At 63.9% G+C, this 13,593-nt stretch carries 17 protein-coding genes and 1 pseudogene; 2 read left to right on the top strand and 16 right to left on the bottom strand.

Translation table 11 applies throughout. From position 1 onward, the window contains the following. Positions 1-65 precede the first annotated feature (65 nt). From ACVCNR_RS01645 to ACVCNR_RS01630, 4 genes are all read right to left on the bottom strand, one after another. On the bottom strand, positions 66-545 hold the full coding sequence (locus tag ACVCNR_RS01645) for a CopG family transcriptional regulator (RefSeq protein ID WP_447073593.1): 480 nt from the start codon (positions 543-545) through the stop codon (positions 66-68). A gap of 10 nt (positions 546-555) precedes the next feature. After that, entirely contained in the window at positions 556-2,544 is a 1,989-nt protein-coding gene (locus ACVCNR_RS01640; protein WP_447073591.1) for a conjugal transfer protein TraG, read from the bottom strand. 131 nt (positions 2,545-2,675) lie between these two features. Beyond that, a complete protein-coding gene (locus ACVCNR_RS01635) occupies positions 2,676-3,674 on the bottom strand; it encodes a LysR family transcriptional regulator (RefSeq protein ID WP_447073589.1) in 999 nt (332 codons plus the stop codon). Between the two features lie 26 nt (positions 3,675-3,700). Continuing rightward, on the bottom strand, positions 3,701-4,108 hold the full coding sequence (locus ACVCNR_RS01630; RefSeq protein WP_447073588.1) for a DUF6194 family protein: 408 nt from the start codon (positions 4,106-4,108) through the stop codon (positions 3,701-3,703). An 89-nt stretch (positions 4,109-4,197) separates the two neighbouring features. Here ACVCNR_RS01630 and ACVCNR_RS01625 point away from each other — a divergent pair, with 89 nt between their 5' ends. Continuing rightward, on the top strand, positions 4,198-4,737 hold the full coding sequence (locus tag ACVCNR_RS01625; RefSeq protein WP_447073587.1) for a PadR family transcriptional regulator: 540 nt from the start codon (positions 4,198-4,200) through the stop codon (positions 4,735-4,737). Positions 4,738-4,787: 50 nt separating this feature from the next. Here the strand turns inward: ACVCNR_RS01625 and ACVCNR_RS01620 are convergent, their stop codons facing one another. The 9 genes and pseudogenes from ACVCNR_RS01620 to ACVCNR_RS01580 all read right to left on the bottom strand — a co-directional run bounded on the left by ACVCNR_RS01620 (position 4,788) and on the right by ACVCNR_RS01580 (position 10,923). Continuing rightward, positions 4,788-6,215, bottom strand: coding sequence for a DUF3363 domain-containing protein (locus ACVCNR_RS01620; protein ID WP_514373700.1), 1,428 nt, complete (start codon positions 6,213-6,215; stop codon positions 4,788-4,790). After that, positions 6,189-6,650, bottom strand: a pseudogene (locus ACVCNR_RS01615) (relaxase/mobilization nuclease domain-containing protein); the annotation flags it as partial. The gene ACVCNR_RS01620 and the pseudogene ACVCNR_RS01615, both read right to left, overlap by 27 nt. Before the next feature lie 188 nt (positions 6,651-6,838). Beyond that, on the bottom strand, positions 6,839-7,159 hold the full coding sequence (locus tag ACVCNR_RS01610; protein ID WP_447073586.1) for a hypothetical protein: 321 nt from the start codon (positions 7,157-7,159) through the stop codon (positions 6,839-6,841). After that, a complete protein-coding gene (locus ACVCNR_RS01605) occupies positions 7,156-8,088 on the bottom strand; it encodes a lytic transglycosylase domain-containing protein (protein WP_447073585.1) in 933 nt (310 codons plus the stop codon). Before ACVCNR_RS01605 ends, ACVCNR_RS01610 begins: the two co-directional genes overlap by 4 nt. Then, positions 8,085-8,420 carry a DUF736 domain-containing protein gene (locus ACVCNR_RS01600; protein ID WP_422866520.1) on the bottom strand — a complete coding sequence of 112 codons (336 nt, stop codon included), beginning with the start codon at positions 8,418-8,420 and terminating at the stop codon, positions 8,085-8,087. The genes ACVCNR_RS01605 and ACVCNR_RS01600 overlap by 4 nt, the downstream gene beginning before the upstream one ends. A gap of 37 nt (positions 8,421-8,457) precedes the next feature. Continuing rightward, complete coding sequence (locus ACVCNR_RS01595) at positions 8,458-9,003, bottom strand: S26 family signal peptidase (RefSeq protein WP_447073584.1); 546 nt, start codon at positions 9,001-9,003, stop codon at positions 8,458-8,460. Next, on the bottom strand, positions 9,000-9,515 hold the full coding sequence (locus ACVCNR_RS01590) for a DUF2840 domain-containing protein (RefSeq protein ID WP_447073583.1): 516 nt from the start codon (positions 9,513-9,515) through the stop codon (positions 9,000-9,002). Before ACVCNR_RS01590 ends, ACVCNR_RS01595 begins: the two co-directional genes overlap by 4 nt. Before the next feature lie 61 nt (positions 9,516-9,576). Further along, the gene (locus ACVCNR_RS01585) at positions 9,577-10,653 is read right to left on the bottom strand and encodes a replication initiator protein A (protein WP_447073582.1); all 1,077 of its coding nucleotides are present in this window, start codon (positions 10,651-10,653) and stop codon (positions 9,577-9,579) included. Continuing rightward, positions 10,654-10,923 (bottom strand): helix-turn-helix transcriptional regulator, encoded by a 270-nt coding sequence (locus tag ACVCNR_RS01580; RefSeq protein WP_447073580.1) that lies wholly within the window; start codon positions 10,921-10,923, stop codon positions 10,654-10,656. Between the two features lie 462 nt (positions 10,924-11,385). On the opposite strand from ACVCNR_RS01580, the gene ACVCNR_RS01575 reads away from it, so the two are divergent. After that, positions 11,386-11,673, top strand: coding sequence for a DNA -binding domain-containing protein (locus ACVCNR_RS01575; protein WP_447073579.1), 288 nt, complete (start codon positions 11,386-11,388; stop codon positions 11,671-11,673). Between the two features lie 18 nt (positions 11,674-11,691). Here ACVCNR_RS01575 and ACVCNR_RS01570 read toward each other — a convergent pair whose 3' ends face one another. From ACVCNR_RS01570 to ACVCNR_RS01560, 3 genes are all read right to left on the bottom strand, one after another. Continuing rightward, the gene (locus ACVCNR_RS01570; RefSeq protein ID WP_447073577.1) at positions 11,692-12,216 is read right to left on the bottom strand and encodes a DUF2285 domain-containing protein; all 525 of its coding nucleotides are present in this window, start codon (positions 12,214-12,216) and stop codon (positions 11,692-11,694) included. Positions 12,217-12,259: 43 nt separating this feature from the next. Next, entirely contained in the window at positions 12,260-12,475 is a 216-nt protein-coding gene (locus ACVCNR_RS01565) for a transcriptional regulator domain-containing protein (RefSeq protein ID WP_447073575.1), read from the bottom strand. 192 nt (positions 12,476-12,667) lie between these two features. Continuing rightward, on the bottom strand, positions 12,668-13,195 hold the full coding sequence (locus ACVCNR_RS01560) for an antirestriction protein ArdA (RefSeq protein WP_447073573.1): 528 nt from the start codon (positions 13,193-13,195) through the stop codon (positions 12,668-12,670). Between the last annotated feature and the right edge of the window lie 398 nt (positions 13,196-13,593).

The following is a 13,593-nucleotide window of genomic DNA, read 5'->3' as shown; positions in this document are numbered from 1 at the left end:
AACAAGTATCTAGCTGCGTGCGGTGATCGGCGGCGAACGGCGGTAAATAGGATGGGTCCGAATACTTACTCTTGATCGCCGTTGCTCTCGGACTCGTCCGGCAACGGATCGTCGGGAAGTGAGTCGAGGTCACGCGACAGCTCTTTGAGGAACCTGTCGCCGGTCGCCAGACGCCGACCGAGATTCTGCATGAAGCCCTCGAACCGCTCCGCGCCTTTGGCACGCGCAGCGGATTGTGCGGCTCCCGTGAGCGGCGGGGTGATGGTCATCCAGAAATGGATGAACTGAGCGACCGTCTCGCCGAGGACGGCGAGGTCCAGGTCGAGCGTGTCGATCTGGCGGCCGAGCTTGTCCAGGCGGCGCGACATGGCGGCTTCAAGCTGGTCGTCGGCATCGCCGGACAGGTAGGACATGACCGCCGCCTCCACGATAGCGGATTTTGAGACATTGCGGCGTAGCGCCACCGAGCGGCGCAGCGCCATCGCCTCGATCTGCGGAATGAGCGCGGGGTCGAAGTAGAGATTCAGGCGGGTGCGTGTGGTCATGGGCGTGTCCTCAAAGGTCGATTCCGTCATCGGGGTTCAACGCTACCTGCCGCGCCACCATCCTCATGCGCTGGCGCATGGCGCGGGCCTTGGCCGCGTCAACGTCCGGTTCGTCGTCCAGAATGTCGAACTCCTGTTCGGGCAAAGGCGGCGGTTGGATGATTTCCTCATGCTCGGGCAATTCCGGCTCGCGGCGGATGCCGGCATTGGCCGTATCGCCCTCCGCCGCGTCTGCGGCGGCCGTTGCGGAACGGCTTTCCGCCGCGACCACGCGACCGGACCAGTCATCGGCGGAAGGGCTGGGCGCCAGCGGACCGGCGACCAGATCGGGCGGGGTCAGGATGCGTTCCTGCAACCGCGCGTCCTCGAAATAGCGGGCCTTGGTGGCGCGGATCGGCGGCGTTCCCGCAACCATCACGATTTCGTCGGTGGGCGGTAGCTGCATGATCTCGCCGGGCGTGAGCAGTGGCCGGGCCGTCTCCTGCCGCGACACCATTAAATGCCCGAGCCATGGCGCTAGGCGATGGCCGGCGTAGTTGGTGGAATCGCGCAGTTCGGTCGCGGTGCCGAGCGCGTCGCTCACCCGCTTGGCGGTTCGTTCGTCGTTCGTGGCGAAGCTGACGCGGACGTGGCAGTTGTCGAGGATCGCGTTGTTCGGCCCATAGGCACGCTCGATCTGGTTGAGGCTCTGCGCGATCAGGAAGCCTTTGATTCCGTAGCCCGCCATGAAGGCCAAGGCGGACTCGAAAAAATCCAATCTGCCCAATGCCGGAAACTCGTCCAGCATCAACAGCAGCCGATGGCGCTTGGCCGAAGTGGTCAGTTCCTCGGTCAACCGCCTGCCGATCTGGTTGAGGATCAGGCGGATGAGCGGCTTGGTGCGGTTTATGTCGGATGGCGGCACGACCAGATAGAGCGTGACGGGCTGGCGGCTGCCGACCAGATCGGCAATACGCCAGTCGCATCGTGCGGTGACGCGCGCCACCACGGGATCGCGGTAGAGGCCGAGAAACGACATGGCGGTGGAGAGCACGCCCGACCGTTCGTTCTCGGACTTGTTCAACAGCTCGCGGGCTGACGAAGCGATGACGGGATGAACGCCCGCTTCGCCGAGATGCTCCGTGTCCATCATCGCGCGCAAAGTGGACTCGACCGGGCGGCGCGGGTCGGACAGGAAGTTGGCGACGCCCGCCAAAGTCTTGTCCTTCTCCGCGTAGAGAACATGCAGGATCGCGCCGACCAGCAAGCTATGGCTGGTCTTTTCCCAATGATTGCGCTTGTCGAGGCTGCCTTCGGGATCGACCAGAGTATCCGCGATGTTCTGCACGTCGCGGACTTCCCATTCCCCTTGCCGGACCTCCAGCAGCGGGTTGTAGGCCGAGGATTTCGTGTTGGTCGGATCGAACAGCAGGACGCGGCCATGCTTCGCGCGAAAGCCCGCTGTCAGCGTCCAATTCTCGCCCTTTATGTCGTGGACGATGCAGCTTCCCGGCCATGTCAGCAGCGTCGGCACCACCAACCCGACGCCTTTGCCGCTGCGCGTCGGGGCGAAGCATAGGACGTGCTCGGGGCCGTCATGGCGCAGATAGTCCCGATCGTATCGGCCGAGCAGGACGCCATCGGGGCCGAGCAGTCCGGCCGCGCGGATTTCCTTGTCCTCGGCCCATCGTGCGGAGCCGTAGGTGGCGACGTTGCGCGCCTCCCGCGACCGGATGATCGACATAAGGATGGCGGCGGCGATGGCGAGGAAGCCGCCCGATACGGCGATGATGCCGCCCTCGACGAAGATCGCGGGTGCGTAGGCATCAAACGAAAACCACCACCAGAAGAAAGCAGGCGGATAATAGACCGGCAGGCCAATCACCTCGAACCATGGTGCTCCAAGCTGCGTCTGGAAGCCGAGGCGGAACGCAACCCATTGCGTCGCCGCCCACGTCATCACCAGAACGATGGTGAAGACGACAGCGATCTGGCCCCAAAGGATTCGGCCTCCGCGCAATACAGGCTCCAGTCGGCAAGAGAGACGGGGCCGATCAGAGAGTAGGCAAAATCGTGGTGGGCAACAGGAAAGCGGATGCCGGAGGGCTACCGGATACTATCGGCGGCAAATAGGACGGATCGGCTTCACCGTTATCGTGCCGTCCGAGTGCCACCGCGCAACCGATTGGGCGAATCGCTGTCACGGTTCATTTTGCCTGCGAGGTCGAGCAGGTTTTGCAGCGCGGCGCTGCGGTTGAACGGCGACCAGACGGCGGTAAATGCAACCGGCTCTGCCTCGTCGGCGAAGGGCAGGAAGACGATGCCAGTTGTCGGCAGCAGCGCCGAGGCCGCGCCGACGATGGTGATGCCGAAGCCCTGTTCGACCATGGACAGCAGCGTGCCGCGCTCCACGTCGAAGCGCAGGATCGACGGAACGGGCCAGCGCCCTGCGAGGCGCAGCACGATATGATCGTGAACCTGCGGCCCAGTGCCACCATAGCGAACAAGGAAGGTGTCGCCGATCAGATCGGCCCAGGTGATTGCTGGTTGTCCGGCAAGGCGATGCCTCTCCGGCAGCACTGCAACAAGCGGTTCGGTCCAGATCGGTCGGGTGTGGCAGTCAGGCAGTTCGGGCTTCCCGGCGACGAATACCACGTCCAACTGGTCGCCGCGAAGCTGCATAATTGCATCGCGGGCCGTGCCTTCGGTGATCTCGACCTGAATGCCGGGGTGGCCTTCCCGATATTGTGCAATCAGTTCGGCGATGAAACTGCCGGGGGTCAGGGCATGGATGCCGATGCGCAGTCTGCCACTTTCTCCGGCTGCCGCCATGCCTGCGGTCTTCACCGCATGGCCGAGTTGATCGACGGCTACAGCGATACGTTCGACGAAGTGGCGTCCGGCCCCGGTCAACCGGACGCCTCTTGCATGGCGCTCGAAAAGGAGGATGCCAAGGTCTTCCTCCAGCGCCTTCACGCGGGCGCTAACGCTGGATTGCGCCACGCCGAGTGCGTTGGCGGCATGGCGGAAGTTCAGATACTCGGCGACGGCAAGCGTCTGAATCAGCGATGCAAGGGGAATGCGCGACGCCCAACCATGTGACCTGAGCGACCCGTTGCCTCGCTCAACCTTGGAAGGACGCCTTCGCATAGCGATCTCTCCCGAGCCATGTAACTTCAGCGACGGCCCAATTCATATGCAGTACTAAGAAGGGCTTGGCACTGCGGATAGGAGCTATCTGGATTGATGGAGCAAACCCAATGCATCCGCCCGTAGACTGGATGGGGCAGGATATTGTCTCGGGTCGCATAGTCGAAATTAGCAGCCTCTAACGCCGCACGAGAGTTGTGCTCTGGGAAAAGGGTCGCAAAAGTGTGCCGGTCGAGCGAAATGTTCAGTCGAAATGCTCCATCGCGGTCGAGTTGGGCGAAGCCGTCAAAGTCGGTGTCATGTGTGACAATGGTGGCGAAGGGCATACGCCTCTCGTCACCTATGAAGAAGAAGAGATCGGGAGTGGTCGTATCAACGTGGATGTCGGGGCCGAGTGACAGAATGTCTGCCTTGATCGCATCTAGAGACGGCATAGCAAGTACCTTTAGCCAAATTTGGTCAAAGACGTGATAGCGCGTTTGGCCAAGTTTGGCTATAACTTTTGCTTGGAAGGTTGGGCAATATGAACGTGACGCGTCTCCTCGTGCTGGGCACGATCCGACATCTTGGAACGGCACATGGGTATGCGGTGCGACGCCAACTGGAAGAATGGCGCGTAGAGACGTGGACGACTGTCAGATCGGGGTCAGTTTACCACGCGCTCGCACAGCTCCATAAAGAAGGGAAGCTAGAGACCTCTGGCAGTGAAGTGGGTGAACGGGGCGCAGAGCGAATAATTTTCGCTATGGCACCCGACGGGGAGACAGAATTTTTTGGCCTGCTCGAAGAAGCTCTGGCAAGCTTCGACCTTCCTCAACTGAGTGCTGGGATCGCGTTCCTCGGCCAACTGTCCCCAGACCGGGCCGAAGACCTCCTAGCATCGCTACATGAGAGGCTTAACGCAAATAAGGAATTTCTCCAAAAGCTTGCGGCGGACATGCCGGATGATCAGGCCGTCCCCCGCACAGTTGATCTTCTGGACCTTTGGGCGAGCTACCTTGAAGCAACCGCGCGCTCCGTGGATCGACTAAAATCGAAGATTGCGAACGAGCGCGCAGTCTAGCCCTCCTTATGTTTAGCGCAGCACGGAGGGTGCGCCGCATAGCATCAAACTCAAATTCCCAATCCCCTTTGCCGCCCCAACTGCCACGACACTGAACCGCCCTGCACGACGCCCATGACCTCGCGGCCTAGCTGGCGGTCGATGACCGGCCGCCATGGGACTAGCGTAAACTCATGCGATTTCTCGACCACGGCGAACTTGCCGCTCGATAGCTGCACGGTGCCGGTGAACTTGCCGCTGACGTTCTCCCCGTCCGTGGCGGCGCGGAACGGCAGCCCCTTGCTCTCTGTCATCTCCGCACCGACGCGGGCAACCTCGCGCTCCCGCAGGGTGGCGAGAAGGTTGCGCCGGTAGAAGATGCGGCCGTCTCGCACTCGGGTGGCGTCACGCTGCTCGACATGATGCTCGCGGCGCTGCTCCATGGCTTCGCGCACCTGCCGGCCGAAGCCGGTCGGGGCAAGGTCGGCCGTCTCGCCATGGATCAGCCGCCGGTCCAGCCAGGTCGCGCCGTCCGATCCGATCTGCTTGTCTAGATCGACCGGGGAAAGCACGCGAACGCTGGCCTGCCGGTCGCGGCCGGCGTCATAGGCGGCGGCGCGGCTGACCAGATCATCGGGGATGCGCCATTGGTCGGCGTCAATGCGCTCAACGATCCCGGCGCGGCGCAATGCCTCCAGCCGGCGGACGTGAGCATCGACATAGCCCTCATAGTCGCCGTCCGGAACGCGGCCCTCGAACTTCGCCTGCTCCAGATGACGGCTCGGCCGATAGATGCCTTCCTCGGCGATGGCAGTGATGGTGCGGTCGGACGGCCGCGTTGCCGCCTCTGCTGGGCCGATCTGGATAACGCTGCCGATGCGAGCGTCCTCGAGCCGCTCGGGCGCGATACCGGCGATGTGGTGCGCGCGGCCGTCGATCCCGTCCACCACAACGGTCAGGTTCTCGCTCAACTCGTCGGACAGGTGCTTGTCCACGACACGGCCGACGATGGGCGTCTCGGGCGCACCGTCATGGATTTGGAAGCTCATGGGATGGCGCTCGCCGCCCTGTGGGCCGAGCGCCTTCTGCATGGTGCGGATAATGTCGCCACGCTCGCCCAGCTCGCGCAGGGCCGGCTCCATGTCCTTGCTCAATTCCCAAACGCCGGGCGCGTGTTCGGTCGCCAGCCCCATCTTCCCCAGCTTGCTGAGACGGCGCAGACGCAGCGTCCGCTCGAACTGCCGCCTCGGCTCTGCCGGTTCATGGCGCAGGTCGAGGAAACGGGCATCTGCTTCCTCGGTCATGGCGCGGTCGATCCGGGTGAAACGGTCTTGGTCGATTTCGGCGGACAGCTTGCGGGTCTGCTCGATCTCGGTGACGGGGCCGAGTTCGAGACTGGCAAGCTCGCTGGCGCGTTCGCGCAGGCCGGCGGAAAGATAATCGCCGTTGATGACTAGATCACCGCCCGTGTCGTCGCGGCCGTTGACGATGACATGCACATGGGGATGGCCGGTGTTGTAGTGGTTCACCGCAACCCAATCGAGTTTGGTGCCGAGGTCGGCTTCCACCTGCTTCATGAAATCGCGGGTGTAGGCTGTGAGGTCCGACAGCTCCGCGCCGTCCTCGGGCGAAACGATGAATCTGAATTGGTGGCGGTCGTCCTTGCCGCGATCAAGGAAGGCGTCGCCATCGGCGCGGTCCTCTGTCGCCGAATAGAGCCGGCCGCGCTCGCCGTCGCGTGAGGTGCCGTCGCGCTGGACATAGCGCAGATGCGCGCGGGCACGGCCGCCCTTCCATGCGGCCCGGACGCTGCGCTGCTTGACGATCACGCGGCGGCTGCCCGGCTGGCGATGATGCCATTGGCCGGATATGTTCCGGGCGCGCACGAAGCTCGCGCCCCGGCCGCGCTTCACGCCCTTGCCGCTGGCGACCATGGCGCGGGACCGCCCCGGCGATGACGGGCGCGCGGATGACGACATGGAAGGATCGCGGGAGGCCGCTGCCTGATGCTGCCGGGTGATCTTCCTGATCTGCGTGAAAAAGCTCTTGGTCTTGCCCGCCTTCGGCGTGTCAGATCGGATGCGGCCGGGCTTCGGTCGGAAGCGCTTTTCGTCGTCGGCGCTCAAGGGCGCGACTCCAGCCAAAGCCGCCGAAAAAAGGCCGGAATGGGCCTATGGTGCCGCTCGAAATCCAGTGAAGCCAAGGCTTTGCGCGAAATCGCGGCACGCCGCCCCTCAAAACCATGGTGCCGGAATCGGTCGCCTAACCAGTGTGCAGACAACAATAATTTCCAGAAGCGGCCCGACATGGTGCCGTCTTCTTTAATCTTGCCCTCCGCCCTTTCTGTCTTTTCTGCCCCTCCTGCCGGGAATCCAGCCGGGCAAAAACCTGCCTGACTGGACACCGGAATGAGCGCCGCCGAGCGCGGGAACGCCGTCCTCATGGCGTTCCCGAACCGCTCGCGTCGGCGACGAAAATGCTGTCGCCCTGCGACTCCGCATCGGCGGGATCGCGCGCCGGAACGGTCGCGCGGCCGTCGCCGGATCGTGCATCGGACGGCGGCGCGGTGACAGCCCGCGCGTCGGCCGGGCGCATGACGAACAACGGTGCCTCGCGCCAATCCGGCGGCGGTGGCGGTGCCGATGACGGCGGTTCGGTTGCAGCCGCGCCGCCGAGAACGGGCGCGAGCACGGCGACATAGGCCCGCGTCTCGGCCGGCAGCGTGCGGCCGGTCGCAAGGTATTCGTCATAGCGACCGGGACCGGCATTGTAGGCTGCCAGCATCGCCGCGACATTGCCGTAGCGGTCGAACATTTCGCGCAGATAGGCCGTGCCCGCCATGATGTTGTCGCGCGGGTCGTAGGGATCACGGCCGAGGCCATGGCGGACGCGCAGGCCCGCCCATGTGTCGGGCATCACCTGCATCAATCCCATCGCCCCGGCCGACGAAATCGCACGCACGTCGCCCGCGCTCTCGGCGCGCAGCACGGCCCGAATCCAGTGTTCGGGGATGCCGAACCGCTGCGATGCCTCGGCGATGTGAGCCGCATAGGGATGGGCGGCGGCGGGGCGCTCGACGGGCGCGGATTGCGCGACCGCGACGCCCGATCCGGCGCAGACGGAAAGCGCGCCGGCCAGTATGAGAGCGGCACAACACCATGCCGACCTGTCTCCGCTTCGCCGCCAGCCTGCCAGCGTGCTCGCTGCGGTCAAGGGCAAGGCGCAAGCGCCGGCCGATGGCCGCCCCTGACCTTCGCTGCGCGCGCCGGCCGTCCTGCGCCCGAGCGGGACGAAGGGATGAGACGGCTTTTCCGCGAACAAAGGGATAACGATCTTGGACAGGATAGCGGGCCGGACGCGCGCGGCCGTCATTCCTCGTCCTCGACTTTCCGGGGGTGCTTCCAACGCAGCGTCCAGACCGAAGGATCGTCGTTGGACTGGAACAGCTTGGCGCGGATCGGGAACGGGAAGATCGGTCCCTCCAGCCTCATCGACACGAAGTCGCCGGCATTTTCGCTGGCGTCCTTCCATGCCGGGCCAGCGTCGGGGCCGTCTTCGCTATCGAGGCGCAGGCGATAGTCGGGCGCGTTCTTCACGTCGCTCGGCTTGGCCGGGACGATGAACAGCTTTTCGTGGAGGCCGAACGAATGAAGCTCTCCGGCATAGCCGGTTTCGGTGCGGGTAAAGGTGCCTATTTCTGCCATGAAAATCTCCTGCGGTTGGTTTTTTGGGGGGATGGTTTCAGTGCGTCGGCGTGCGCCACTCGTAGCGGCCGACGCCTTCCTCATCGGTCCAGAGCGGGACCGCTCGACCGATGACGGAATCTGCGGGGACGGGTCCGAAATAGCGGCCGTCGAGGCTGTCGCGGACTTCCCAATTCATGAGGAAAAGCTGGTCGTCGCCGATGACACGGCAGCCCTGCCAGACGGGCAGATCGCGGCCGAGACTGTCGCGCCCCAGCGCCTCGCCCATCTCGATCCCGTCAACCGTGATCGTGGATCGCAAGCGGCAAACCTGCTGCCCCGGCAGGCCGACGACGCGCTTCAACAGCGGAACGCCGCGCGCGATATAGCCGCGCTCGGTCATGAAGGTGGCGAGCGGTTCGGGCGGCATGATGGCGACCAGCTCGGGCACGTCGAGCGCGTCGGCCGGCTCGACGGTGTAGAAGCCGATGGGTGCGCTGGCCGTCGCGTTCCAGATGAGTTTCACGGGCCAATCGACGGCGCTGGCGGCGACGATGCCGGTGACGGCGAGCGCCGTAACCGTGAGGATGCGGCGGCGCGTCATGGCTCGATCCTTCGGTGAAGCCATGCGGCATGTCGCTCGGGGGTGTAGGCGTGCGGCTCCAGATTGGCGGTCAGTCGATTGTGGACGTGCCGCCAGTGCTCCGGGGAGGCGTCGGTCGGATCGAGGCCGAGCGTTTCCACGGCGTCGATGGCGGCAAGCGCGCGCTGCACCTTCGGCCAACCGTCGAGGCGCAACAGGATTTCGCCGCCGGGACGGACGAAGGGCAATGTCTGGAACGGCTCGCCGCGACCGATGGCCCGCACAATGTCGATGCGGGAAACGACCGTGCCATGGTCGCCGCTCGCCCATCGGACGAAGGCGAAGACGCTGCCCGGCGCGAAGCCGACGACGCTGCGGCGGCGGTCGATGATCTGTTCGTAGCTCTTGTGGCCGAACCTGATCCAATGCTCGATGCGGCGTTTCTCGAAAGTCAGTTCGACCAATGTGGTGAAGGGCGCAGGCCCGTCCGGCAGCGGACGGCCGTGCGCGCTGCGATGGGCGCGACGGGTCATTGTGCGTCTCCGGCAATGTGCTGGTAGGGATTGCGCGCGGGCGCTACGTAAACGGCGGGCGTCATGGCTCGCCGTTCCCGGCAGAACCGGCACCACGCTTCGCCTGCGCGCGCGTCAAAGAAAAAGAGTTAGATTCTCTGTTAGATAAGTTAGCGGTCGGATTCCGCTTTTCAGGCCAAAGCGTTAGCTGCGGTTCGTGCGCCTGATCTGCCGATAGTCGTGCGCCTGATGTGCCGATACCCCGTGCGCCTGATGTGCCGATGGCATTAACAGGGTTATCAACAGTGCCTGTTGACGAATTATCGGGGCGGATGCGCAGCAGCTCGCGGCCGTCATCCCGCTCGATCTGGAGCAGGTAGCCGGGGAGCGGCTGGCGGGCCGCGATGCGGCGCAGGTCGAGCGCGAAGTCGGACGGTCGCGCGAGGCTGCCGGATTTCTGATGAAGGTGCGCGACCTCGAAAATCCAGCCATGGCGCTGGTGCCCGGCGTGCTTTCGGGCGACGCGGTAAAGCCATCGCTCAATGCCGCCAGTCAGTCGGAAATAGGCCGGGTCGATGGTCAGGACCAGCGAACGGTCGATGACGCTGTTGTAGAACCATTCGGGCAGGACGAACTCCATGCCCTCGACGCGGCCGGCGCGCGTCATCATTTCCTCCCATTCGTTGATCCATGAGAATTGCCGCCGCCGCCAATGCGGGCCGTTGCGGATGGTGGTAGCGATGACGGTCGATTGCAGCCGCGCCAGCGCGGCTTTCAGAAGCCGATATTGGTGATTGCCGGTCGGGCGGCCGATGGCACGCAACAGATGGTAGGGCGTGAACCGGACGAAGCGCGAAGTCGTGAGGCCGTCATTCTCCGCCGCGACAATCTGCGAGGCCGCCCATATCAGCACATCGGCGTCCCAAATGGTCGCCATGCCATGCTCGGGCATCCCGAATACCTGCACCTCTATGTCGGCGGCCTTGTAGAGAATCGGCTTGGTGCGCGGGGTTTTCGCCAGCGAGAAAAACGGCCGTTCCATCAAGTCGCGCTGGTCGCGCGGCGGCGCATCGCTCGTTGCGACCACGAAGGGGTCTAGGCGGCTGCGCTCGCTGTCCTCGGTCGGCTGCGCGGGGGCGTGATCGTCCTCGCGCGGCATCTAGCACTCGTCCCGTTCTTCGGGTGTGAGCCGACGCGCGGGAAAGACCGTGCCGGCGGTCTTGTCGCGGGTGGATTTGCGTTCGCCGACCGCGCTCCAGTCCTCCAGATCGCGGACGGTATAGAGGACGCGACCGCCGACCTTGCGATAGGTCGGCCCGGTGCCATAGGTGCGATGCTTCTCAAGGGTTCGGATGGATATGCCGAGGAAGCGCGCTGCTTCCTTGGTGCGCAACAGGCGCGGCGGCAGACCCGCAAGCGGGTTGGGCATGGTTCACCTCCAGTCGGGAATGGGCTGCCGATGGGCGGCAGCGGACTGTGGCGAACCATGGCGAGGGATCGGCGGCGCGTAGCGTGCCGCATTTGCGCCTATGCGCTGGCGGCACCCCCCGCTCGGGGCGGCGCGCGTCCAATATGATGAGGGATTTCAGCGGCTCATAGCCTGCCGCGCCGAATAGGCGAAGACATTCGCACGCGGTTCGGCTAAGAATGTAGCCGGAACAGACGCGCTGTTCCGGGGCTTAGTAACCCCTGACTAGCGGTTGGTGCCGGCCGTGACGGCACCATGATCCTCGAACCTATGGTCGGGGAGCCTATGGCGTATGTCCAAGGCTTCTCGCCCAAAGGTCATAGGGCCGTCTAGTCACGGTTACTAACTCCCCGATCACCAGGTTGAGGGGCTATTTGCGGGGGCGCACCGCAAGCAAGGCCCTTTCCAGATGAAGGGAAGGCTATGCGGGTTCCCGTCGAACTCGATCCCGATGTGGATGATAAAGCGCCGACCGGCGAAACCATTACCGTCTATGACGAACAGCATTACGTCACCTATCTGCGTTTGCTGGATGCGAAGGCTGAGGGCGCGGACTGGAAGGAAGTCGCGCGGATCGTGCTGCACCGCGATCCGGTCGCTGAGGAACTACGGACCCGCCGTTGCTGGCAAAGCCATCTCGAACGTGCGCAATGGCTGTCGCGCGAGGGTTATCGGAAAATTCTGGAACAGGCGGCAGCCAATAGGGCGTGAGGTCAGTGGCCGCGCCCATCAACGTTTGCCGGGCTTGATCGGATAGTGGAGCAAAAGGCGATAGCCGCCGCGCATCATCTTGATGCCGTGCGCGACCAGGCGGCGGGCTTTGTTCTTGCGCGGATCGCTCTCGAAATCCTCCTTGGTGCCGCGAAAGCCGAGCAGGATTTCGGCGATAGTGCGATAGCTCTCGCCGCTCAGCCGTGCGTCGAGCGCGCGCAGGGACAGGATATGCCATTGCCGGAGTTGGGCGGGAACGGCACGGAAGTCGGGACCGGGCGCGCGGCCGTTGAGGGATCGCCAAAGGCGGCGGGCGGCATGGGCGCGCAGCTCCAGAAAGGCATCCATCGGCAGGGTGACGGCATAGAAAGCGGCGGCATCCGGCGTTGACTCGGGCAGCCAAAATTGGTGCGCGACGCCATCCACCTGCCAGATGCCGTGCCAGCCATCGGCGGCGCGGCGCAGGTCAAGGCCGTCGAGATGCGCCAGCGTCAATATTGGTTCGGTGTCGTCGTCCTTGTGATCGACGGGCGACAACCTCACGGCTTGCGGTTGAAGGCGCGGACTCCAGATCAGCGATTGCCGATCATGCGGCCCGTCGGGATCGCACGGGAAATCGCAAACCCCAGCGATGCGCGAACTCTTCAAGGTCGCGGGTGGCCGTCCCTCCGGTCAATGCGATGGTCTGGCAGTCCTGACGATATTCGTCATTGCGGCGCAAATATTCCCAAGCGAAACCAGCGGCAGGGATGTGCTTTGTGTGCCCATATGCCGCCGGAGATCGCCAATCGATGCTGAGCATGGCGTCACCTCCCCAAGCCGGGATGCTGGGCAGCGCCCGGCAAAGAGAGGTTCAAGGAACACTGGAGATATAGAAGCCGCTCAAAGCCGATACCTTGAGCGGCTAACCCGATCATTTTTGGTGTTTTTAGCTTGCGACAGCCGGAGCTTGCGCGATGCCTGCCCGTATAAACAGGGACAGGCAGTCATGTTCTCATCTGTTGGAAAACACATGGACCTCGCCGTGCGCCGTCTCGATAGTGAACAGATCGCCGCCCATCTCGGCGTCGCGCGCCATCCCCTCCCAATCGACATAGCAGCGCAGCGCCTCGGGGATCGTGACGCTCTCGGTGGTCAATTCCTCCACGTATTCGGCGAGGCTGTCGAACTGACCATGATAGCAATCCTGCAAGGCGGTTTCGGCTTGGTCGATGTCGCCGCTGAACTGTTCCAGCAGGCCCGCGCCAAGTGCGCCATGTTCTGCGATGAAAGCGGCCATCCGCGCCACGCTGTCGATGCCAGCATATTCGGAAATGTTGACGCCCTCGAAGCCCTCATAATCGTGAATGGCGTATTCCTCCGCGTCCTCGATAGGGCAACGAGCAAGCATCGCGGCAATCTCGTCCCTGATCTGGTCAGCGTCCTGATCCGCATCGATCCAAGTTCCATGCAGAAAGCCGTTATTGTAAGCTGCAAGGCAAGCAACATAGATGCGGAGGCTGCTGTGGGATAGGTTGGTCATGTCTCTGATCCTCGGGTCTGAAGGTCAGCGAAGCGGAACGCCGCGCCTGACCTTCTGGCCGTCGCCGAGACTGGGGTAGCAACGAGCAAGGGCGGCCGGGGTGGAGGGGGATCACCCGGCCTGCACAAGCCAATTGGGCGCGGAAGGCTGGGGATACCGCCCCGGGCGGTTCCACTTACCTTGCTGGCGCGAGGGCAAGGCCCTTAGCAAACCTGTTGAGGATCAAGCGGCGGCAGCCGCGCCGGCCCGAGGGCGATCGCGGTTCCCCAAGAGGGCGAGGATGCCAAACGCCACGCCAGCGGGAACGAGACCGACCAACCCGGCAAATATCAGGCTTATAGTATTGGCCCCTCCAATCGCGCACGCATCTATAGCTTTCGGAGTGAAGCGGCATCATC

The sequence above is a fragment of the Aquamicrobium terrae genome, assembly GCF_052978165.1.
Note: the sequence above shows the minus strand (reverse complement) of the source record. Positions and strands in the feature narration are given on the sequence as shown.

Coding starts and splice junctions, on each gene's coding strand:
- ACVCNR_RS01645 (WP_447073593.1), bottom strand. CDS start 545: ATGACCACACGCACCCGCCTGAATCTCTACTTCGACCCCGCGCTCATT.
- ACVCNR_RS01635 (WP_447073589.1), bottom strand. CDS start 3,674: ATGCGAAGGCGTCCTTCCAAGGTTGAGCGAGGCAACGGGTCGCTCAGG.
- ACVCNR_RS01630 (WP_447073588.1), bottom strand. CDS start 4,108: ATGCCGTCTCTAGATGCGATCAAGGCAGACATTCTGTCACTCGGCCCC.
- ACVCNR_RS01625 (WP_447073587.1), top strand. CDS start 4,198: ATGAACGTGACGCGTCTCCTCGTGCTGGGCACGATCCGACATCTTGGA.
- ACVCNR_RS01610 (WP_447073586.1), bottom strand. CDS start 7,159: ATGAGGACGGCGTTCCCGCGCTCGGCGGCGCTCATTCCGGTGTCCAGT.
- ACVCNR_RS01605 (WP_447073585.1), bottom strand. CDS start 8,088: ATGACGGCCGCGCGCGTCCGGCCCGCTATCCTGTCCAAGATCGTTATC.
- ACVCNR_RS01600 (WP_422866520.1), bottom strand. CDS start 8,420: ATGGCAGAAATAGGCACCTTTACCCGCACCGAAACCGGCTATGCCGGA.
- ACVCNR_RS01595 (WP_447073584.1), bottom strand. CDS start 9,003: ATGACGCGCCGCCGCATCCTCACGGTTACGGCGCTCGCCGTCACCGGC.
- ACVCNR_RS01590 (WP_447073583.1), bottom strand. CDS start 9,515: ATGACCCGTCGCGCCCATCGCAGCGCGCACGGCCGTCCGCTGCCGGAC.
- ACVCNR_RS01585 (WP_447073582.1), bottom strand. CDS start 10,653: ATGCCGCGCGAGGACGATCACGCCCCCGCGCAGCCGACCGAGGACAGC.
- ACVCNR_RS01580 (WP_447073580.1), bottom strand. CDS start 10,923: ATGCCCAACCCGCTTGCGGGTCTGCCGCCGCGCCTGTTGCGCACCAAG.
- ACVCNR_RS01575 (WP_447073579.1), top strand. CDS start 11,386: ATGCGGGTTCCCGTCGAACTCGATCCCGATGTGGATGATAAAGCGCCG.
- ACVCNR_RS01565 (WP_447073575.1), bottom strand. CDS start 12,475: ATGCTCAGCATCGATTGGCGATCTCCGGCGGCATATGGGCACACAAAG.
- ACVCNR_RS01560 (WP_447073573.1), bottom strand. CDS start 13,195: ATGACCAACCTATCCCACAGCAGCCTCCGCATCTATGTTGCTTGCCTT.